General features: G+C 74.5%; 18 protein-coding genes. 12 read left to right on the top strand and 6 right to left on the bottom strand.

Features of this window, described 5'->3' with window-relative positions:
* Positions 1-66 precede the first annotated feature (66 nt).
* The 4 genes from CFP66_RS07405 to CFP66_RS07390 are packed head-to-tail and all read left to right on the top strand — an operon-like array spanning position 67 to position 3,183.
* A complete protein-coding gene (locus CFP66_RS07405; RefSeq protein ID WP_094921698.1) occupies positions 67-471 on the top strand; it encodes a molybdopterin-binding protein in 405 nt (134 codons plus the stop codon).
* Positions 468-1,238: a molybdate ABC transporter substrate-binding protein gene (modA, locus tag CFP66_RS07400; RefSeq protein ID WP_094921697.1), complete on the top strand. Its 771-nt coding sequence runs from the start codon at positions 468-470 to the stop codon at positions 1,236-1,238. The genes CFP66_RS07405 and modA overlap by 4 nt, the downstream gene beginning before the upstream one ends.
* The gene (locus tag CFP66_RS07395; RefSeq protein WP_094921695.1) at positions 1,238-2,059 is read left to right on the top strand and encodes an ABC transporter permease; all 822 of its coding nucleotides are present in this window, start codon (positions 1,238-1,240) and stop codon (positions 2,057-2,059) included. Before modA ends, CFP66_RS07395 begins: the two co-directional genes overlap by 1 nt.
* Positions 2,056-3,183, top strand: coding sequence for a sulfate/molybdate ABC transporter ATP-binding protein (locus tag CFP66_RS07390; protein ID WP_094921693.1), 1,128 nt, complete (start codon positions 2,056-2,058; stop codon positions 3,181-3,183). Before CFP66_RS07395 ends, CFP66_RS07390 begins: the two co-directional genes overlap by 4 nt.
* 37 nt (positions 3,184-3,220) lie before the next feature.
* Here the strand turns inward: CFP66_RS07390 and CFP66_RS07385 are convergent, their stop codons facing one another.
* Both CFP66_RS07385 and CFP66_RS07380 read right to left on the bottom strand, forming a co-directional pair.
* Positions 3,221-4,738 carry an FAD-dependent monooxygenase gene (locus CFP66_RS07385; protein WP_198961306.1) on the bottom strand — a complete coding sequence of 506 codons (1,518 nt, stop codon included), beginning with the start codon at positions 4,736-4,738 and terminating at the stop codon, positions 3,221-3,223.
* A gap of 31 nt (positions 4,739-4,769) precedes the next feature.
* Entirely contained in the window at positions 4,770-5,336 is a 567-nt protein-coding gene (locus tag CFP66_RS07380; protein WP_198961305.1) for a TetR/AcrR family transcriptional regulator, read from the bottom strand.
* 111 nt (positions 5,337-5,447) lie between these two features.
* Here CFP66_RS07380 and CFP66_RS07375 point away from each other — a divergent pair, with 111 nt between their 5' ends.
* A complete protein-coding gene (locus CFP66_RS07375) occupies positions 5,448-5,867 on the top strand; it encodes an SRPBCC family protein (RefSeq protein WP_094921692.1) in 420 nt (139 codons plus the stop codon).
* A gap of 154 nt (positions 5,868-6,021) precedes the next feature.
* A complete protein-coding gene (locus CFP66_RS07370) occupies positions 6,022-7,182 on the top strand; it encodes a S8 family peptidase (RefSeq protein ID WP_094921690.1) in 1,161 nt (386 codons plus the stop codon).
* 773 nt (positions 7,183-7,955) lie between these two features.
* Here CFP66_RS07370 and serS read toward each other — a convergent pair.
* A complete protein-coding gene (gene serS, locus CFP66_RS07365) occupies positions 7,956-9,227 on the bottom strand; it encodes a serine--tRNA ligase (RefSeq protein WP_094921689.1) in 1,272 nt (423 codons plus the stop codon).
* Positions 9,228-9,358: 131 nt separating this feature from the next.
* Here serS and CFP66_RS07360 point away from each other — a divergent pair, with 131 nt between their 5' ends.
* Positions 9,359-11,020 carry an AMP-binding protein gene (locus CFP66_RS07360; protein WP_198961304.1) on the top strand — a complete coding sequence of 554 codons (1,662 nt, stop codon included), beginning with the start codon at positions 9,359-9,361 and terminating at the stop codon, positions 11,018-11,020.
* A 192-nt stretch (positions 11,021-11,212) separates the two neighbouring features.
* Positions 11,213-11,599, top strand: a complete 387-nt coding sequence (locus CFP66_RS07355) for a cold-shock protein (RefSeq protein ID WP_094922306.1) — start codon at positions 11,213-11,215, stop codon at positions 11,597-11,599.
* A 14-nt stretch (positions 11,600-11,613) separates the two neighbouring features.
* Here CFP66_RS07355 and CFP66_RS07350 read toward each other — a convergent pair whose 3' ends face one another.
* Genes CFP66_RS07350 through CFP66_RS07340 form a run of 3 tightly spaced genes read right to left on the bottom strand, consistent with a single transcriptional unit; the run spans position 11,614 to position 14,735 of the window.
* Positions 11,614-12,141, bottom strand: coding sequence for a DUF2771 family protein (locus CFP66_RS07350; RefSeq protein ID WP_094921687.1), 528 nt, complete (start codon positions 12,139-12,141; stop codon positions 11,614-11,616).
* Positions 12,142-12,187: 46 nt separating this feature from the next.
* Positions 12,188-13,918, bottom strand: a complete 1,731-nt coding sequence (locus tag CFP66_RS07345) for an MFS transporter (protein ID WP_094921685.1) — start codon at positions 13,916-13,918, stop codon at positions 12,188-12,190.
* Positions 13,919-13,958: 40 nt separating this feature from the next.
* Positions 13,959-14,735, bottom strand: a complete 777-nt coding sequence (locus CFP66_RS07340; protein ID WP_094921683.1) for a glutaminyl-peptide cyclotransferase — start codon at positions 14,733-14,735, stop codon at positions 13,959-13,961.
* A 27-nt stretch (positions 14,736-14,762) separates the two neighbouring features.
* Here CFP66_RS07340 and CFP66_RS07335 point away from each other — a divergent pair, with 27 nt between their 5' ends.
* From CFP66_RS07335 to CFP66_RS07320, 4 genes are read left to right on the top strand one after another with little or no spacing between them, the layout of a single operon-like run.
* Positions 14,763-15,545: a DUF3027 domain-containing protein gene (locus CFP66_RS07335; RefSeq protein WP_369804977.1), complete on the top strand. Its 783-nt coding sequence runs from the start codon at positions 14,763-14,765 to the stop codon at positions 15,543-15,545.
* Positions 15,542-18,460 carry a sacsin N-terminal ATP-binding-like domain-containing protein gene (locus tag CFP66_RS07330; RefSeq protein ID WP_094921679.1) on the top strand — a complete coding sequence of 973 codons (2,919 nt, stop codon included), beginning with the start codon at positions 15,542-15,544 and terminating at the stop codon, positions 18,458-18,460. Before CFP66_RS07335 ends, CFP66_RS07330 begins: the two co-directional genes overlap by 4 nt.
* A 28-nt stretch (positions 18,461-18,488) precedes the next feature.
* Positions 18,489-19,814 (top strand): D-inositol-3-phosphate glycosyltransferase, encoded by a 1,326-nt coding sequence (gene mshA / locus CFP66_RS07325; RefSeq protein ID WP_094921677.1) that lies wholly within the window; start codon positions 18,489-18,491, stop codon positions 19,812-19,814.
* Complete coding sequence (locus CFP66_RS07320) at positions 19,811-20,311, top strand: YbjN domain-containing protein (RefSeq protein WP_094921675.1); 501 nt, start codon at positions 19,811-19,813, stop codon at positions 20,309-20,311. Before mshA ends, CFP66_RS07320 begins: the two co-directional genes overlap by 4 nt.
* Positions 20,312-20,543 lie beyond the last annotated feature (232 nt).

The following is a 20,543-nucleotide window of genomic DNA, read 5'->3' as shown; positions in this document are numbered from 1 at the left end:
CTGCACCCAACCACAGGACGGGGTGCGGCTGGCCGTAGTCGCATCCGCGGAACTATTGTCTCGATCGTGCCGCAGTTCAGGATTGCCGAGGCAGCTCGGCTACTCGGAGTCAGTGACGACACGGTGCGTCGCTGGGTCGACGCCGGGGCGTTGCCCGTGCAGGCCGACGCCTCGAACCGCAAGGTCGTGGACGGGGCCGCGCTCGCCGCGTTCGCCCGGGAGCACGCCAACGCCGCCCCCGACCCGTCGGACGTGCAGAGCTCGGCGCGCAACCGGCTGGTCGGGCTCGTCACCGCGGTCGTCACCGACCGGGTGATGGCGCAGGTCGAGCTGCAGTGCGGCCCGCACCGGATCGTCTCGCTGATGTCGAGCGAGGCCGTGCGGGAGATGGGTCTGGAGCCCGGCGCGCTCGCCGTGGCCGTCATCAAGTCGACCACCGTGGTCGTCGAGACGCCGGGGGTGAACTCGTGAGGACGAAGGTACTGGCCGCAGCCGCCGCGGCGCTGGTCGTGTCCGCGTGCGGGAGCGGGGCGGGCGACGGGGGGTCGGCCGGCCCGCCGGAGGAACGGACGCTCACCGTGTACGCCGCGGCCTCGCTCACCGAGGTGTTCACCGCGTTGGAGCCGCGGTTCGAGCAGGCCCGTCCCGGCGTCGACGTGGTCTTCAACTTCGGCGCCTCCTCCGACCTGGCCCAGCAGATCGTCAACGGCGGACCCGCCGACGTGTTCGCCTCGGCCAACACCCCGACCATGCAGACGGTGGCGGACGCCGGTCTCGTCGACGGCGAGCCCGCGGTGTTCGCCACCAACGTCCTGGAGATCGTCACGCCGCCCGGCAACCCGGCCGGGGTCACGTCCTTCGCCGACCTGGCCCGTCCGGACCTGCTGGTGGTCGTCTGCGCGCCCCAGGTGCCCTGCGGCTCGGCCGCCGACAAGATCGAGCAGGCCACCGGTGTGACGCTCACCCCGGTGAGCGAGGAACCGGACGTCAAGTCCACCCTCGCGAAGGTGACCAGCGGCAACGCCGACGCCGGGCTGGTCTACGCCACCGACGTCCGCTCAGCGGGCGACGACGTGCAGGGCATCGAGTTCCCCGAGGCGGCGCAGGCGGTCAACGACTACCCGATCGCCGTGATCGCCGACGCGCCTTCGGCCGACCTGGCCCGGCAGTTCCAGGAGTTCGTGGCGAGCGCGGAGGGGCGGGAGGTCCTGGCGTCGGCCGGCTTCGGCACGCCGTGATGCCGCACAACGCGCGGGTCACCGACGACCACGACACGGGCGTCGGGCTGCCCAGGCTGCTCTGGGTGCCGGCCGCGGTGGCCTTCGCACTGATCGCGTTGCCGGTGGTGGGGCTCGCGCTGCGCGCCGACTGGCCCCGGCTGCCCGCCCTGCTGCTCAGCGAGTCCGCGCTCGACGCCCTGCGGCTCTCCCTGCTGACGGCCGCGATCTCCACGCTGCTGTGCGTCGTGTTCGGCGGGCCGCTCGCCGTCGTGCTGGCCAGGGGGCGCGTGCGGGGTCTGCGGCTGCTGCGGTCGGTCGTGCTGCTGCCGCTGGTGCTTCCCCCGGTCGTCGGCGGGCTCGCGCTGCTGTTCCTGCTGGGGCGCACCGGGCTGGTCGGGCGCGGCCTCGACCTCGCCTTCGGGATCACGATCCCGTTCACCACCGCGTCGGTCGTGCTCGCGCAGACGTTCGTCGCGCTGCCGTTCCTCGTGGTGAGCCTGGAGGGCGCCCTGCGCACGGCGGGACGGCGCTACGAGGCGGTGGCGGCCACGCTCGGCGCGGCGCCCTGGCTGGCTTTCCGCCGCGTGACCGTGCCACTGGTGCTGCCGGGTCTCGCGTCGGGTGCGGTGCTGGCGTTCGCCCGCTGCCTGGGGGAGTTCGGCGCCACGATCGCGTTCGCCGGCAGCCTGCAGGGCACCACGCGCACATTGCCGCTGCTGGTCTACCTGGAGCGCGAGACCGACGTGGACGCCGCGGTGGCGCTGTCGCTGCTGCTGGTCGTGGTGGCGGTCGTGGTGATCGCGGTCGCCCGGCCGCGCACGCTCGAGGGGGGCCGATGACCGCGTTGGACGCGCACGTCGTCGTGCGCCGCCCGGGCTTCAGCCTCGACGTGGCGCTGCAGACCGCGCCGGGCGAGGTGCTGGCGGTGCTCGGGCCGAACGGCGCCGGCAAGTCGACGCTGCTGGGCGTCCTCGCCGGGCTGCTGCGCCCCGACGAGGGGTACGTACGGCTCGGCGGGACCACGGTGGTGGCGCCGGACGTCCACGTGCCGCCGCACCGGCGCGGCGTCGGCCTGCTCGCGCAGCAGGCGCTGCTGTTCCCGCACCTCACGGCGCTGGGCAACGTCGCGTTCGGCCCGCGGGCGCACGGCGTGCCCCGTCAGGAAGCCGAGCGGCGGGCACGCGAGCTGCTCGCCGCCGTCGACGCGGAGGAGCTGGCCGACCGCCGCCCCGCGCGGATGTCGGGTGGCCAGCAGCAGCGGGTGGCGCTGGCCCGGGCCCTCGCCCCCACGCCGGACCTGCTCCTGCTCGACGAACCGCTGGCCGCCCTGGACGTCGACGCCACACCGGCGATGCGCTCGCTGCTGCGCCGCGTGGTCCGGTCGGCCGGGCAGACCGCCGTGCTCGTCACGCACTCGGCACTGGACGCGCTGGTGCTCTCCGACCGGGTCGTCGTGCTCACCGACGGCCGCGTGGTGGAGCAGGGGCCGACGCGGGAGGTGCTGTCGCGACCGCGCAGCCCGTTCACGGCGCGGATCGCGGGGCTCGACCTCGTGCCGGGCACCGCCTGCGCCGACGGCCTGCGTACCGCGGACGGCATCGTCGTCACCGGACGGGACGGCGGCGCGGCGGAGGGCGAGCCGGCGGTGGCCGTGTTCCCGCCGTCGGCGGTGGCGGTGTTCGCCGAGCGGCCGCACGGCAGCCCGCGCAACGTGCTGCCGGTGCTGCTGGCTGCGATCGAGCCGCACGGGGACGTGGTGCGGCTGCGCGCCGCCCCGGTGCCGGACGGGCCGGCCTGGGTGGACGGTCTGGCCGCCGACGTCACCCCGGCGGCCGTGGCCGACCTCGGTGCCGAGCCGGGCGCGCAGCTGTGGTTCGCGGTGAAGGCCACGGAGGTGGCGATCCACCCGGCCGGGGGCCAGGCCGGCCGTGGTCGATCGAACTCGACGCACCCCCGTCCATGATCAGCAAGTCGGCGCGAACGCGGGTTGATTCCGCCCGTTAAGGCGCCGACTCGCCGATCATGGTTGATGTGATCCGGGCCAGCCGGCGTTCGAGGTCGGTCGCGTCCGCGCCCCGCCACAGCAGGTGCCCGTCCGGCCGGACGAGCAGGGCGTGCGGGTGCCGCCATGCGGGGTCCGTCACCCGCGACACCGATCCCGGCAGGTGGCGTTCCAGGACGGCCACCAGTGGGTCGGCCGCCTCCGCGTTCCCGCTCAGCAGGCCCCAGCCCGGACCCAGCTCTCCGGTGAGGGTGGTCCGCGTCCCGTCGCGCAGGAGCACCGGGCGGTCCCGGACGCGGTCCCCGGGCCGCGGCCTCGCCCCGCGGCCACCGAGCGGCCCGCGGCGGTAGGTCAGCCCCAGCTGGGAGGCCTCGCGGGTCGCCTGCCGCTGCACGGCGGGCAGGGCCAGGAACCGGACGAGGAGGTGGTCGCGCACCCAGCGCGCCACGGGGCCGTCGGCCACCAGGGCACGGGTGTTGGTCGTCGTGCGCCGCAGGACGTCGGCGGCGGCCGGACGGCGCTCGGCCGCGTAGGTGTCGAGGAGGGCATCGGGCGCGAGACCGCGCACGACGAGCGCGAGCTTCCACGCCAGGTTCTCGGCGTCACCGATCCCGGTGTTCATCCCCTGCCCGCCGAAGGGGGAGTGGATGTGTGCGGCGTCGCCGGCGAGCAGCACGCGACCGCTGCGGTAGTCCGCCGCCAGCCGGCGGTGGATCCGGAAGACCGACGTCCAGACCGCGTCGCGGACGTGCGCTCCCGTGATGCCGGCGCGCTCGGGGAGCAGCTCCTCGAGTCGGCGGACGACCTCGGAGCCGTCGAGACGCCTCCCGTCGTCGGGCACGTTCGCCATGAGCCGCCACAGGTTGCCCGCGGCGTCCCGCATCGGCATCGCCATCAGGATCCCGTCGCGGTGGTACCAGCCCGCGGAGTGCTCGCGGTCGGCGATGCCGTCCGCGTGCACGTCGGCGAGGAGGAACCGCTCCACCACCGGAACACCGGGGAAGTCGATCCCGGCGAGCGATCGGACCAGGCTGTGCGCCCCGTCGCAGCCGACGAGCCACGCCGCCCGCACCCGGTCGCCGCCGGACAGCTCGACGGTCACCCCGTCGCGGTCCTGCGCGAGCTCCTCGACGCCGTGCCCCCACTCGACGTCGACGCCCAGCTCGGCGAGGCGGTCGCGGAGCCGCTGCTCGACGGCCGCCTGGGACACGAACATTGCCTGCACGGCCTCCCGCTCGTCCGGGGCGAAGGCCAGGGTCGTGAGCAGCTCGCCCCGCACGTGCATGCGGATCCCCACCGGCGCCACGGCCTGCTCCCGCAGGTCGGCGAGGGCGTCCAGCCGGGCCAGCACCTCGGCCCCGCGGGCGTGCAGGATGTTCGCGCGGGACGTGCGGGCGGGGCCGTCGGCGCGGTCCACCACCCGCACCCGGACGCCGGCGGCTGCCAGCGCGCAGGACAGCGCGAGCCCGGTGGGGCCGGCCCCTGCCACGACGACGTCGCTGCGCTCCGGGTTCACGCCGGCCTCCCGGGGATGTCGGTCTGCGTCGTCAGGCCGTGCCCGGTGCGGGCAGCACCAGGTCGGCGAATGCGGCCACCGCCGCGTCGGCCTGCGCGAACTCGCCCGTGACCAGGGCGTCGTGCAGCAGCCCCCGGGCCACCGCGAGGCTGATCCGGGCCCGGACCGGGGCGTCCTCGGGGCTCACCCCCGCCCGGCGCATGAGGTCGGTGAGCGGCTCGAGCCACGGCCCGACCAGGGTCTCCCGCCGCTGCACGGCGTGCGGCTGGCCCTGCATGGCGTGCGCCGACAGTTCGTAGAACAACGGGCCGTACCGGCGTGCCGCCGCCGAGACGCTCGTCCAGAACTGTAGGACGACCTCGCGCGGCTCTCCGTGCCGCTGCGCCGTCAGCGCGGCCAGCGCCTCCCGCTGCTGCGCCTCCACGGCGGCCACCACCTCGGCGAGCAGCCCGTCCCGGGAGCCGAAGTGGTAGATCAGCATGCGGTGGCTGGTGCCGATCGCGGCGGCGATCGACCGGAGGCTGCGGTCCCCGACCCCGTTCTCGGCGAAGTACTCGAGTGCGGCGTGCATCAGCTGGTCCCGACCCGAGGACGTCATGTACCAGATGGTACGGCCGTGGAGTGGTCATCCTGCCTCGAAGTCCCTCCGTGTCGATGTACCATCTGGCACGACACTTGTACCAGATGGTACAGGCCGTGGGGAGGGGCGATGGAGTTGTTCGTCGAACGGGACGTCCGGGCGAGCGCCGAGCGGGTGTGGGCAGTGCTCGCCGATCCCGAGTCGTGGCCGCGATGGACCGAGTCGATGCGCGAGGTCCGGCTGCTCGACGGCGGTCTCGCGCTCGGGAGCCGGGTGCGGATCGTCCAGCCGAAGCTCATGCCGATGGAGTGGACGGTCACCGAGCTCGAGCCCGGCGCGGTGCTCACGTGGATGGCGGCGGCGCCCGGGGTGCGCACGACCGGCACGCACGAGGTCTGGTCGCGGGCCGACGGCACGGCCCGGTTGCGGCTCGTGCTCACCCAGCGGGGCCTGCTCGCACCCTTCGTGGCCGGGCTGTACGGCCGGCGCAGCCGCCGGTACGTGGAGCTCGAGGCGGAAGGCCTGCGAGCGGCCGCCGAAGCAGCCTGAGGGCGGCGCCGGCTCGGGGGAACGACACGTCCACACGGGCTACCCGGGCCTGCGCCGATCGGAAACGGTCGGTCACCCCATCGATCACAAGTGTCACTCCAGCCCCTATCGTGTCTCTGGTCCCGCTGGTCCATGATCCGTAGCGTCGCCGACCGTGACGCGGTTCCTCCTGCGTGCCGCCCCCCTGGTGGTCGCGCTGCACCTGCTCGTCGCGCTCACCGTGCCCGCGAGCGCTGCCGCCGCGGTGGACGCCGCCGCGAGCTACGTCGTGCACGCGCGTACGGCGTCGGACGCGACGGCGGCGGCGGCCGAGCTCGGCGTGCAACCGACAGCGACCTACGGCCACGCGTTCGCCGGCTTCGCCGCGCGTCTCACCGCGAGCCAGGTCGACCGGCTGCGGGCGCGGGACGGGGTGCTCGGCGTCGAGGAGGACCGCGAGTTCACCCCGCTCGACCCGAACCGGCGCCAGGAGATGACCGAGGGCACCCAGCCGGATCCGCAGAACTGGGGCCTCGACCGCATCGACCAGCGCAACCTTCCGCTCGACGGCAGCTACACGACCACCGCGACCGGGGCCGGCGTGACGGTGTTCGTGCTCGACACCGGGGTCGACGCCTCCCACCCGCAGTTCGAGGGACGTGCGCAGCTCGTCCTCAACACCGTCGACGACGTGGACGAGGACTGCGACGGGCACGGCACCGTCGTCGCCGGCATCGCCGCCTCCCGCGACTTCGGCGTGGCCAAGGACGCGCAGGTCCGGTCGGTCAAGGTCCTCGACTGCACCGGGGCGGGCACGCTGTCGTCGCTGCTGAGCGGGATCGACTACGTCGCGACCCACCAGCAGGGCCCGTCCGTCGCGGTCATGTCGTGGAGCTACGGGCCGTCCGAGGTGCTGCTCTCCGCGGTGTCGGGGCTCGTCGAGCGGGGCGTGTTCGTGGCCTCGTCGGCCGGCAACTCCGGGGCCGACGACTGCACGGCGGCTCCCCGTGCGATCCCCGGGGTGCTCGTCGTCGCCAACTCGACGATCGACGACCAGCGCGCGCCCAGCTCGTCCACCGGCGGCTGCGTGGACGTCTACGCACCCGGTACGAGCATCCGGTCGACGGTGCCGGGCGGTGAGACGGCCTCGTACACGGGCACGTCGATGGCCGCCCCGCACGCGGTGGGTGTCGCCGCGCTCTACAAGCAGACCTACGGCGAGACCCCGAGCGGTGTGATCGAGCAGTGGATCGTCGACCACGCGACACCCGACGTCATCGAGGGTGGCGACACCGGCGGCAGCCCCAACCTCCTGCTCAACACCGGCGGCCTCTAGTGAGCTGACCGCGGGCGGCCGAGTTGTACGCCAGGGTCCTCGCGACCGCGCTCACGTGCGTCTCGCAGGCGGGCTGGCTGTCATGATCGCCAGGAGTGGTGTGAGGGCGTCACATCTGTCGCTCTCACACCACTTTCGCTGATCAAGCCGCCTTCTCCATGACGACGTAGACGTGAGCGGGGTTCGGGGAAGATCCAACCCCGCTCACGTCTACGTCGTCGTGGGATCTCCTGTGGGCGGGCCGTTCCCGGCTCGCGACCACTGCCCCACGCCCCGGCCCTGGTCTCCCGTGCAGTCGGCCGGGTTTCCCCTGCTCCTGCCTGTCAGCGGGGTGGCCGGGTTGGCAGAACTGCCGAATATCGGAGACGGCTGCCCGGACGACCACGATATTCGTGGGTTGTGCCCAACCCGGTCGCTCTCGGCGCGGAGGGTGAGCTCGGCGCCGGACCGACTGCGAGTGAGGCCCCGGGCGGGGTTGGGCAGGAGGTGACGAGCCGGGAACGGCGCGCCCCCCCCCGCAACCCGGGCTGCGAGGCAGGGCCACGGGGAGGACCGCCGGCGGTCCCGGTCGAGGTGTGCTCGCGCACCCCGTGCCCGGTCATCGCCCCCGAGCTCGCCCCGCGCACCCCGTCGACGGGGCGCGTGAGAGGAGGGGGGCGGACCGGCCGCTGTGACCCGGTGGACGTTCGGGGCACCGGAGGCTCTGGCCCACCCATCCGCAACGGAACCGCGACTCAGCTGCGGTGAGACCCCGACTCGCGGGTTCGGGGGTCTCAGGCCGGGTCGAGCGTCTCGAAGCCCGTGTACGGCACCAGGGCCTCGGGGAGGCGGACCGAGCCGTCGGCCTGCTGCCCCTGTTCCAACACCGCGACGAGGGTGCGCCCGATCGGCAGGCCCGAGCCGTTGAGGGTGGCCGCGAAGCCGCGCTTGCCGTCCTTGCTCTTGGTGCGGATGGAGGCGCGGCGGGCCTGGAACGTGCCGAAGTCGGACACCGAGCTGATCTCCCGGTAGGCCTCCTGGCCGGGCAGCCAGACCTCGATGTCGTAGGTGAACTCGGCCGAGAACCCGATGTCGCCCGCAGCCAGCTTGACCACGCGGTACGCGAGCCCGAGCCCCTGCATCGCGGCCTCGGCGTGCCCGACCAGCACTTCCAGCTCCTCGCGCGAACGTTCCGCGTCGACGATGCGCACGAGCTCCACCTTCGAGAACTCGTGCAGCCGGATCAGGCCGCGGGTGTCGCGGCCGTACGACCCGGCCTCCGAGCGGAAGCACGGCGTGTGGGCGGTGTAGGCGAGCGGGAGCTGCTCGAGCTCGAGCGTCTCCTTGGCGTGCAGGTTGGTGAGCGGCACCTCGGCGGTGGGGATGAGGAACAGCTCCCGCTCGGCCACGCCCGTCTTGAACAGGTCCTGCTCGAACTTCGGCAGCTGGCCCGTTCCCGTCATCGTGACGCGGTTGACGAGCGTGGGCACCGAGAACTCGGTGTAGCCGTGTGTGCCGGTCTGCAGGTCGAGCAGGTAGCGCGCGATCGCCCGCTCCAGCGCCGCGCCCTTGCCCTTCAGCACGGCGAACCGCGGGCCGGCGAGCTTGGTGGCGCGCGGCAGGTCGAGGATGCCGAGCTTCTCCCCGAGGTCGACGTGGTCGAGCGGGGTGAAGTCGAACCGCGGCGGCTCGCCCCACGTGCGGACGAGCTCGGCGTCGGCGTCGGTGGCGCCGTCGGGCAGCTCGTCGGCGGGCAGGTTGGGGATGCCGAGCAGGAGGTCCTGCAGCTCGGCCTCGGCGGCGCGGTGCTCCTCCTCGGCCGCCGCGACCACGCCCTTGAGCTCACGCGCGCGGGTGACGAGCCCTTCGCGCTCCTCGGGCGCGGCGCCCTTCACCGAGGTGGCGACCCGCTTCGACTCGGCCCGCGCCTCGTCGCCGCGCTGGATCGCGGAGTTGCGGGTGCTCAGCAGCTTCTCGAGGGACGCGACGTCCAGCGCGTAGCCCCGCCGGGCGAGCTTGCGGACGGCGTCGGTGGCTGGGTCGAGAAGCACCCGCGGATCGTGCATCGTCCGAGGGTATCGGCCCGCCGCGAACGGGTTTCCTGGCCCGCCCTCCCCATCCGGAGGTGGCGGGCGGGCACCGATCGTCGCAGGATGAGCGGCACCTGCCGCCGGTGATGTCGAAAGGACCCTGCGCCGTGTCCGCTGCTGCGCCACTCGTTCCCTCCTACGCCTCGGGGACGTCCGACGTCCCGCTGCTCGGCGACACCATCGGCGACAACTTCGACCGCGTCGCCGCCGCTCAGCCCGACGCGGAGGCCCTCGTCGAGGTGCCCACCGGGCGCCGCTGGACCTACGGCTCCCTGCGCGAGGACGTCGACACCGTCGCGCTCGGCTTGCTGGCCGCCGGCCTGGGGAAGGGCGACCGCATCGGGATCTGGGCGCCGAACGTGGCCGAGTGGACGCTGGTGCAGTACGCCACGTCGAAGATCGGCGCGGTCCTCGTCACCATCAACCCGGCCTACCGCACCCACGAGCTGGAGTTCGTGCTCAACCAGGCCGGCATCTCGGTGCTGGTGGCGGCCACGAGCTTCAAGACGTCGGACTACGCGGCGATGATCGAGCAGGTCCGCCCCAGGTGCGAGGCGCTGCGCAAGGTCATCCTCATCGGCACGCCCGACTGGGACGAGGTGGTGGCGGCCGGCCGGCAGGGCGACCGCGCAGAGCTCGCCCGGCTGCAGGCGCAGCTCAGCCCGGACGACCCGATCAACATCCAGTACACGTCGGGCACCACGGGGTTCCCGAAGGGCGCGACCCTGTCGCACCACAACATCCTCAACAACGGCTACTTCGTGGGCCGGCTCTGCGGCTACACACCTGATGACCGCGTCTGCATCCCGGTGCCCTTCTACCACTGCTTCGGCATGGTGATGGGCAACCTCGGCTGCACCACCAACGGGGCCACCATGGTGATCCCCGGGCCGGGGTTCGACCCGAAGGCGACGCTGACGGCGGTCGCGCAGGAGCGCTGCACCTCGCTGTACGGGGTGCCGACGATGTTCATCGCCGAGCTGAACGACCCGGAGTTCGAGACCTACGACCTGTCCTCGCTGCGGACCGGGATCATGGCCGGCTCGCCGTGCCCGGTGGAGGTGATGAAGCAGGTCGTCGACCGGATGGGCATGACGGAGGTGACGATCTGCTACGGCATGACCGAGACGTCGCCGGTGTCGATCCAGACCCGGGCCGACGACTCCCTCGAGCGGCGCGTGTCGACCGTCGGGAGGGTGCACCCGCACGTCGAGGTCAAGATCGTCGACCCGGACACCGGCCTGACCCTGCCCCGCGGCGAGCCCGGCGAGCTGTGCACCCGCGGCTACTCGGTGATGCTCGGCTACTGGGACGAGCCGGAGAAGACCGCGGAGTCGATCGACCGGGCCCGCTGGATGCACACCGGTGACATCGGCGTGATGGACGGCGACGGCTACGTGAACATCACCGGCCGGATCAAGGACATGGTGATCCGCGGTGGGGAGAACGTGTACCCGCGGGAGATCGAGGAGTTCCTCTACACCCACCCCGACGTCCTCGACGCGCAGGTGATCGGTGTGCCCGACGCCCGCCACGGCGAGGAGCTGTGCGCCTGGGTGACGCTGCGCGAGGGCGCCCCCGAGCTGACGGCCGAGGGCGTGCGCGAGTTCGCCACCGGCAAGCTGGCGCACTACAAGATCCCGCGTTACGTGCTGGTGGTCGAGGAGTTCCCGATGACGGTCACCGGCAAGGTGCGCAAGGTCGAGATGCGCGAGCGGAGCGTGGACCTGCTGGACCTGGGCGACGCGGCGGCGATCCGCAACGCGTGATCCGGTACCGGCGATCATGGCCGCTCCGCGCCCAGAACGGGTGGGCAGCGGAGCGCTCGCCGACTAGGGTGGTGAGCACGCGTTCCGGTGTCGCGCCCGACCAAGCGGCGGCCAGGCATCCGGGGCGCGTTCGTCATGCGGTCCACCGTGGCGCCGCAGGACGTCGGATCGATCGAGGAACGGGTGAACAGGGTGCCGACCGGCAGGGTCAAGTGGTACGACGCCGAAAAGGGCTTCGGGTTCCTCGCTCAGGACGGCGGCGAGGACGTCTACGTCCGCAAAGCTGCGCTGCCGGCCGGGGTGGAGGGGTTGAAGGCGGGGCAGCGCGTCGAGTTCGGGATGGCCGAGGGCCGGCGCGGCCCGCAGGCGCTGTCGGTGCGCCTGGTCGACAAGCCGCCGTCCGTCGTCGAGTCCACCCGTCGCCCGGCGGAGGACCTGCACAGCCTCATCGAGGACATGATCCGCGTGCTCGAGACGCGCGTGCAGCCCGACCTGCGCCGCGGCCGCTACCCGGACCGCAAGACCAGCAAGCTCGCCGCCGACGTCGTGCGGGCGGTCGCCCGTGACCTCGACGGCTGACACCGGCCTCGCCGTCAGCTCGTGGCGGTGAGCACCCAGCTCGCCCGGATCGGGAAGTCGATCTCGCCCGTCTCGGGGTTCGCCTGCGGCGGCGGCCCGTACTGCTGCACCTCGGCGGTCACCAGCTGGGCATCCGGGGTCGGGAGCTGCAGGGTCCAGTAGCGGCTCTGCTCGTCGGGTGCGAGTTCGAGGCCCGGAGCGTTCGGCGGGAACACGGGGCTGCGCTGGTCGACCTGGGCGCCGGTGGTGTCGCGGTAGCTGAACACCACCTGCCACGGTGTCTCCGCGATCTCCGGCGGCACCGTGACCACCACGGGGGTGTCGGGCGGCACCGGGAGCGCGACGGGCGCGGCGGGGTCGGCGGTGCAGTCGGTGAGCCGCAGGTCGCAGTACTGCGTGGGGCGGGCCACGGCGCTGGTCCCGCCGACCGCGAACGTCACCTGCGGGGGCGTCGTGTCCGGAGCCGGCGGCGGCGCTTCCTGGCCTGCGCAACCGGCGAGGATCAGCGCGGCGACGGGCAGGGCGAGCAGGCGGCGCGGCACGCCACCACCGTACGGAAGGGCCGGGCGGCGCCCGGGGAGTACCGGCTCACCCGACGCGCGGGTCCCGTGCGCGCTCGGCCCGGCCCCGCGGCCCCATGAAGGGAAGCAGGCTGCGCCCGCGCGCGAGCAGCGCCGACTGCGCGCCTGCGAGCGCGACGACCACGGAGACCACGGTGAACCCCAGCCAGAAGGTGTCGTGGGGCAGCAGCACGCCCAGTGCCCCGCCGAACACCCAGGCGAGCGCGAGCACGGTCTCCGAGCGCCCGAACGCCGACGCGCGGGACTCGTCGGGCAGTTCGCGCTGGATCACCGCGTCGAGGCAGACCTTGGCCAGCGCGCTCGCCGCGGCGCCGACCAGGCCGACGAGCGCGGCGGTGGCGATACCCGGCAACACCGCGGCCACCGTGCTGACGACGACCGCGGCGGTGATGCAGGAGACGATCACGGCGTCGGACTTGCCGAAGCTGCGGTGCGCCCCCGCGGCGTTGCCGGTGAACGAGCCGATCCCGGCGGCGGCGCCGACGATGCCGATCAGGAGCAGCTGGCGCGTCGGATCGGCTTCGGACTGCCCGCGCACCACGAACGCGACGAACAGCGTGAGGAACCCGGTGAGCACCCGGATCGCGCCGCTGCCCCACAGCGCGACGGTGACGCGCATGCCCATCGGCGTGCGCCTGCCCCGTGCCGTGCTGCGCAAGGTGGCGGCCACCTCGCCTGCCGTCGACTCGACCCAACGCGGGATGCGCAGGCACAGGACCGTGCCGAGCACCCCGACCGCCGCCGTGTAGAACAGCGCGCCGGGCGAGCCCCACAGGGCGGCGACGCCGGCGGCGATCCCCCCGGACACCCCGCCCGCGACGAGACCGAACGTGGTGAGCCGCGAGTTGGTGGTGACCAGGGTGATCGCTCGTGGCAGCACCCTCGGGGTGACGGCCGCCTTGAGCACGGAGAACGACTTGCTCAGCACCATCGCGCCGAGCGCGGCGGGGTAGAGCATCCAGTTGTCGTAGTTGAAGGCCATCACGAGCGCGAGCACCGCCCGCCCCGCGAACGAGATGGCCAGCGCGGCCCGACGTCCGCGTTGCAGGCGGTCGAGCATCGGCCCGATGACCGGTGCCACCAGCGCGAACGGAGCCACCGTGATGATCAGGTAGAGCGCGACGTTGGTCTTGCTCTCGGCCGTTGCCGCAGCGAAGAACAGGGTGTTGGCCAGCGCGACGGCCACCGCGGCGTCCATCGCGTAGGTGACCATCGTGGCGTAGGTGAGGGCCGTGAGCCCGGAGCGGTCGGCGCCGTCGGCCGTGGTGGCGCGGTGGAACGCGCGGATCCCGCCCTCGGTCAGCTCGCGGCTGCGCAGCGCCGCCACACGCGTGACGGTGAGCTTGCGCGGCATGCGCCGGGTGGGCGGCTCCTCCCCGGGCGGGGACGCGGTCGGGGCGGTGTCCTCCTGGGGGAGGGCGCGGGTCGGCTCCTCGTGCGGCCGGGAGCCCGGTTCGAGGGGGGCCGCGTCGGCGGGAGGAGGCGTCCACGGGCGCGTCTGCGGGGTGCGCCGGTGGGCTGCCGGGTCGTAGTCCGGGTCGTCGTGCCAGGGGTAGCGCCTGCGCGGCTCGTACCGGGCGTCGTGCTGGGCGCCGTCGTGCTGGGCGCCGGCGGGCGCCTCCTCCGGCGCGGTCGGGCCGCCGACGGGCCGCGCGGTGTCGTCCACGCCTACCCAGCCGCGACGGCCACGGCGGCCGCGGCGGGACTGGGAGGAGTCGAACCGGGCCACGCCGTCCATTCTTGCTCATCGCACCCGCGTCCGGACGCGTTCGGGTGTCTCACGCCGGGGTGAAGCGCACCCGGAACGTGACCGGCCAGAGCTTGCCCGTGAGCAGGTACTCGCCGTCTCCCGCAGCCGCGATCCCGTTCAGGACGTCGGTGTCCGCGCGGCGGTCGGCGTCGAGCAGCCCGGCGGCGTCCACCTCGGCGGTGACGCGGCCGTCACCCGGGTCGATGCGCACGATCCGGTCGGTCTGCCAGACGTTCGCCCACACCTGGCCGTCGACGCACTCCAGCTCGTTGAGTTCGGTGACCGGCTCCCCGTGGAGCGTCACCTGGACGGAACCGGTCTCGGCGAACGTGTCGGGGTCGTGGAAGCGCAGCCGGTCGGTGCCGTCGCTGCGGACGAGGCGGTCGCCGTCGCGGCAGAGGCCCCACCCCTCGCCCTCGATCGGCACCTCGCGCCGCAGCGTGAACCCGGCGCGGTCCCACTCGAGGGCGACGCCGTCGGTCCAGGTGAGCTGCCAGATCCTGTCGTCGACGACGGTGATCCCCTCGCCGAACAGCTCGCCGGGCAGCGGCACCGACCGCAGGACCTCCCCGGTGGCCGGGTCCAGCTCGCGCAGCTGCGAGCGCCCGGCCCGGCCGGTGCCTTCGTACAGCGCGCCGTCCGGGGCGAACTCGAGGCCCTGGGTGAACGCATCGGGGTCGTGCGGCAGCTCGGCGAGCACCTCCGGACGCAGCTGTTCCACCTGGTCGACCGGGGCAGGCGCCGCGGCAGCACACCCGCCGACCACCAGCACCAGCGCCCCGAGCAGTGCACGCCCGAAGGTCATGTCGGAGAGGGTGGCACAATCCCTTCGGTGAACGCCCTACCGACCCTCGACCCGCCCGCCCGGCTCGTGGACGCGGTGGAGCAGGCCCGGTCCGCAGCGGTCGAGGAGGCCGCGGCGGATCTCGGCCGGCAGGCCGCCCACGGGGCCGTCGGTGCGCACCTGGAGGCCGTCGCCGAAGGCGCCGACGCGGTCACCCACCACTTCGCGGCCACCCAGGGCGGCTACCGCGGCTGGCGCTGGTCGGTCACGCTCGCCGCGGCGGGCGCCGACGAGCCCGTCACCGTCAGCGAGGTCGTCCTGCTGCCCGGCCCCGACGCGCTGGTGGCGCCGAGCTGGGTGCCGTGGCACGAGCGCGTCCGGCCCGGCGACCTCGGCATCGGCGACCTGCTGCCCGCGCCGGAGGACGACCCGCGGCTGGTGCCCGGTTACGTCGCGTCCGACGACCCGGCCGTCGAGGAGGTCGCCCGCGAGGTGGGCCTCGGCCGGCGCAGCGTCCTGTCGCGCCACGGGCGCGAGCAGGCGGCGCGCCGCTGGCACGACGGCCCGCACGGCCCGGCCTCCGACATGGCCCGTGCCGCCCCCGGCACGTGTGGCACCTGCGGTTTCTTCCTCCCGCTCGCGGGCTCGCTGCGCGCGGCCTTCGGTGCGTGCGGCAACGAGTACGCCCCCGCCGACGGCGCTGTCGTCGAGGTCGGTTTCGGCTGCGGCGCACACTCGGACGTGCAGCCGGAGTCGACGTCACCGGTGGCCGTCGCCGAGCTCGTCTACGACGACGGGGTCGACCTGGAGATCACCGGCTCGCGGGAGTGACCGACCCCTTCGGCACGGCGGCGTTGCGCGCCGCCGTCCTCGCCTCCTGGGCGGGCTCGCCCACCCGGTTCCGCGAGGACGCCAACGCCGAGGAGGACCTGCGCCTCGGCGGCTACGCGGATGCGTGGTTCGTCGAGCTCGCGCAGAACGCCGCTGACGCCGCCCGAGCGGCGGGCGTCCCGGGGCGGCTACGGGTGGCGCTGCAGGGCGGCGAACTCGCCGTCGCCAACAACGGCGCCCCGCTCGACGCGTCCGGGGTGGCCGCGCTCGCCTCGCTGCGCGCCTCGGCCAAGCGCGACGACCCGGGCTCGGTCGGGCGCTTCGGGGTCGGGTTCGCCGCCGTACTGGCGGTGTCGGACGCGCCGCGGGTGCTGAGCACCTCCGGCGGGATCACGTTCTCCGCCGTGCGCACGGCCGAGGAGGTCGCGACGCTGCCCGCCGTCGCCGCGGAGCTGGCACGCCGCGACGGTCCGCCGGTCCTGCGCCTGGCCTGGCCCGTGGACGAGCAGCCACCGCAGGGCTACGACACCGAGGTCCGGCTGCCGCTGCGGTCCGGCACCGACGGCGCCGCCCTCCTCGCCGCGGCCCGCGAGACCGCCGCCGACCTGCTGCTCGCGCTGCCCGATCTCGTCGAGATCGCCGTCGGCGACGACGTCCTCGTGCGGGCGGACGGTCCCGGCCCGGGGGAGGTGACGATCGACGGCCGCCGCTGGCTGCTCGCGCGCCGCGCCGGCCGGCTCGACGACGCCGAGGCCCGGACGGAGGCGGTGGAGCACCGCGGGCGGCGGGACTGGTCGGTCTGCTGGGCGTTGCCGCTCGACGTGGACGGCGCTCCGGAGCCGCTGCGCGCCGACGTCCTGCACGCCCCCACGGCCACCGGCGAGCGGCTCTCCCTGCCGGCCCGCCTGATCGCCACCGTGCCGCTCGAGCCCGACCGCAGGCGGGCGCGCACCGGTCCGGCCACCGACGCCGTGCTCGCCGGTGCCGCGCAGTCCTACGTCGAGCTGGTGCGGGCCGCTGCTCCTGGCGCGCGGCTCACCCTCGTCCCCGAGCCGGGGTTCCCCCGCTCCGAGCTGGACGGGCGGCTGCGCGGCCTGCTGGGTGACGCCCTGCGCGCGGCCGCGTGGCTGCCCGCCGCCACCGGTGCCGAGCTGACGCCCGGGCGGGCCGAGTGGCTCGACGTCCCGGCGCTCGACGGGCCTGCGGCGGCCTTGCCCGCGCTGCTGGTCGAGGCCGGGTTCGACCGGCTCGTGGCGCCGGTGGCCCCCGGAACCGCCCCGGTGCTCGCCGAGCTCGCCGTGCACCGGATGCCGCTCGCCGAGCTGGTGAGCAGGCTGTTCGGGGTCGATCGGAAACCGCCGTGGTGGCGGGCGCTGTACGCGGCCCTCGAGCCGCTCGCCGACACCGTGCCCGGTGCCGTGGACGAGCTGCGCGCACTGCCCGTGCCGCTCGCCGACGGCCGTACCGCCGCCGGCCCCGCCACCGTCCTGGTCTCCCCCGACCAGGCCGTGAGTGGCAACGAGTGCTCCAGCACCGATATCCACTCACGGCCTGGTGACCGGCTCGCCGCACTGGGGTTGCCGGGCCTGCACGTCGCGCACCCCGACGCCGTGCATCCCCTGCTCGACCGGCTGGGAGCCGGTGTCGCGGAACCTGCGGCGCTGCTGGAGCACCCCGCGCTCGTCGAGGCCGTCGCGCGGTCGGTGGACGACGCCGAGGCCGGACTCGACATGCGACCGCTGGCCGAGGCCGTGCTCGCACTGGTGGCCGAGACCGGGAGCGCTCCCGAGTCGCTGGCCGCGCTGGCCCTCCCGGACGCCGAGGGCCGACCGGCCCGGGCCGACGAGCTGATGCTCCCCGACGCCGCGTTGCGCCCCCTGCTCGCCGACGACGTCCCGCTCGACGCCCTCGACGCGGAGTTCGCCGCGCAGGTGCCGGTGGCGGCGCTGCGGGCCGTCGGCGTCGTGGACGGGTTCGCGGTGCTGGTGGACGAGGAGCCGCAGGCCCCCGACCACGACCTCGACGACGAGGAGCGCTGGTGGGACTCGCTTCCCGCCCCGCCCACCCGGCTGGTGGCGCTGCGCGACCTGGACCTGGTCGCCGACGACGCGTGGCCCGCGGCTCTCGCGCTGCTGGCGGGCGATCGCGACACCCGCGCGGCGATCACCGAGCCCGGCTCCTACGCCGCGTGGTGGCTCTCCCGCCACGCCCGTCTCGGCGGGAGCCGTCCCACGCACTGGCGCCTGGAGTCGGCCACCGCGCTCGCGGCGCTGTACGACCCCGCGCCCGCAGGGCCGGACGAGGCGGTGCTGGCCGCGATCGGGGTGCGCGCCGACCTGCACGTGAGCGACACCGCCGCGGCCGCCGACCTGCTCGCCCGCCTCGCCGATCCCGCGCGTCGGCCCGACGTGGCGCTCGCGGCGCAGGCCTACGCCGAGCTCGCCGACGCCGTGGCCGACGGTCACGTCGACCCCGATGACCTCGCGCTGCCGGAGCAGGTCCGGGCGCTGGACGGCACCGTCGCGGACGTCGACGTCGCGATGGTGCTGGACCGGCCGTGGCTCGCCGCCGTGCTGCCGGCCGGCGAGCTGGTGACGGGCGGTGATCCGGGCCCGCTGGCCGAGCTGCTCGACCTCCCGCTCGCCTCCGACATCACCGAGGCCGTGGTCGACGGCGACGGTGAGCGCGTCCGGTGGGCGGAGCTGCCCGGCGTCGTCGTGGCGTGCCACACCCTCGGGATCGCCGTGCCGCCGGGCGAGCTCACCGTCCACGACGCACTGCACGTGACGCTGCGACGGCCGCACACCGGCCGGTTCCCGGTGCCCACCTGGCGCGATGCGGCCGGGCACTGGCACGCGAGCGATCCGGTGCACGCCTTGCTGGGCCTGATCGACGAGGACGACACGTCCGGGTGAAGTCCCCGTTCGCGTGCTAGACAGGGTCGTGACCTCCGCCAGCGCGGGCGTGCCGCGGCGACCTCGCCGGGTCTGCCTGCTGTCCGTCCACACCTCGCCGCTCGAGCAACCGGGCACCGGCGACGCGGGTGGCATGAACGTCTACATCGTGGAGACGGCCACCCGCATGGCCCGTCGCGGCGTCGCCGTCGAGGTCTTCACCCGCGCCACCTCGTCGGAGCAGCCGCCGGTGGCGGAGCTGGCGCCCGGCGTGCTCGTGCGCCACGTCGTCGCCGGGCCGTTCGAGGGCCTCGGCAAGCACGACCTGCCCAGCCAGCTCTGCGCGTTCACCGCGGGCGTGCTGCGCACCGAGGCGCGCCACGAGCCCGGCCACTACGACGTCGTGCACTCGCACTACTGGCTTTCCGGTCAGGTCGGATGGCTCGCGCGCGACCGGTGGGGCGTGCCGCTGGTGCACAGCGCCCACACGCTCGCCAAGGTCAAGAACGCGGCGCTCGCCCACGGTGACGCGCCCGAGCCGATGGCCCGGCTGATCGGCGAGGACCAGGTGGTGGCCGAGGCCGACCGGCTGATCAGCAACACCGACGAGGAGACGCGCCAGCTCGTCGAGCTCTACGGCGCCGACCCGGGGCGCACGGTGGCCATCCCGCCCGGCGTCGACCTCGCCCGGTTCACCCCCGGCGACCGCGTCGCCGCCCGCCGGGCCCTCGGGATCGCCCCGGACGCCGTGGTGCTGGCGTTCGCCGGGCGGATCCAGCCGCTCAAGGCCCCGCACGTGCTGCTGCGCGCGGCAGCCGAGATGCTGCGCCGCGACCCGGGCCTGCGGGCCCGGCTCGTCGTCCTCGTGGCGGGCGGCCCCTCGGGCAGCGGACTCGCCGAGCCGGCCGCGCTGCAGGGCCTCGCCGCGGCGCTGGGGATCACCGACGTGGTGCGCTTCCTGCCGCCCCAGACCCGCGACGGGCTGGTGGACGTCTACCGCGCCGCGGACGTGGTCGCGGTGCCGAGCCACAACGAGTCCTTCGGGCTCGTGGCGCTGGAGGCGCAGGCCTGCGGCACCCCGGTGGTGGCCGCGCGCGTCGGCGGGCTCCCGGTCGCCGTGGCCGACGGCCGATCCGGCCTGCTCGTCGACGGGCACGGCGACGCGCAGTGGGCCGACGCGCTGGCCGCCGCCGCCCTCGCACCGCGGCGCCGCGACGAGCTTGGCGCCGCTGCGGTTCCCCACGCCCGCTGCTTCTCCTGGGACCGCACCACGGACGCCCTGCTCGACACCTACGCCGGTGCGGCCGCGGAGTTCGCGGACCGGCAGCGGCAGGCCATGCGGGCGCGGCTGGCGGCCGGGATGATCGAGCCGTGACCGACCCGCAGACCGTCGACGCCACCACGGCGGACGCGCTCGCCGAGCTGGGCGTCGAGCACCACCGCCGCGAGCCGGGGCAGTTCCTCGTGACGCTGCCCGGCACCAACCGGCTGCAGACCCACTGCTGGCTGGTGGTGCGCGAGCACGCACTCTTCGTCCAGGCGTTCGTCTGCCGGCAGCCCGACGAGGACCACGAGGCCGTCTACCGGTTCCTACTGCAACGCAACGCCCGCCTCTACGGCGTCCACTACGCGCTGGACCGGATCGGCGACATCCACCTGATCGGCAGGGTCGGCCTGCACGCGGTCACCTCCGACGAGCTCGACCGCGTGCTGGGTCAGGTCCTGGAAGCCGCGGACGGCGATTTCAACACCCTGCTCGAGCTGGGCTTCGCCACGTCGATCCGCCGCGAGCACGCCTGGCGCCAGGACCGCGGCGAGAGCCTGGCCAACCTCCGCGCCTTCGAGCACCTCTTCAGCGACACCTCCACGTAGCCCGCGAGACAGCCACACCCAGCCCGCGACTCGCGGGCTGAGGACCCCGACTCGCGCGTCGGGGACCGCGACTCGCGCGCGGGGGACCGCGACTCGCGGAAGGGCAGCGCACCCGCGTACCCCCTCTCCCGATGCTCCTATGGAAGTCAACCCGTGATCTGAAGATCTTGGTGGCTGTGGGTTAGGGCGGTGTAGACCTCGCGGGCGACGTAGCGTTTGAGGCATCGGATGA

Origin of the sequence: Pseudonocardia sp. MH-G8, from assembly GCF_002262885.1 — a bacterium.
Lineage (GTDB): Bacteria > Actinomycetota > Actinomycetes > Mycobacteriales > Pseudonocardiaceae > Pseudonocardia.
The sequence above is the reverse complement of the archived record's forward strand: the minus strand, read 5'-3'. Positions and strand labels throughout refer to the sequence as shown.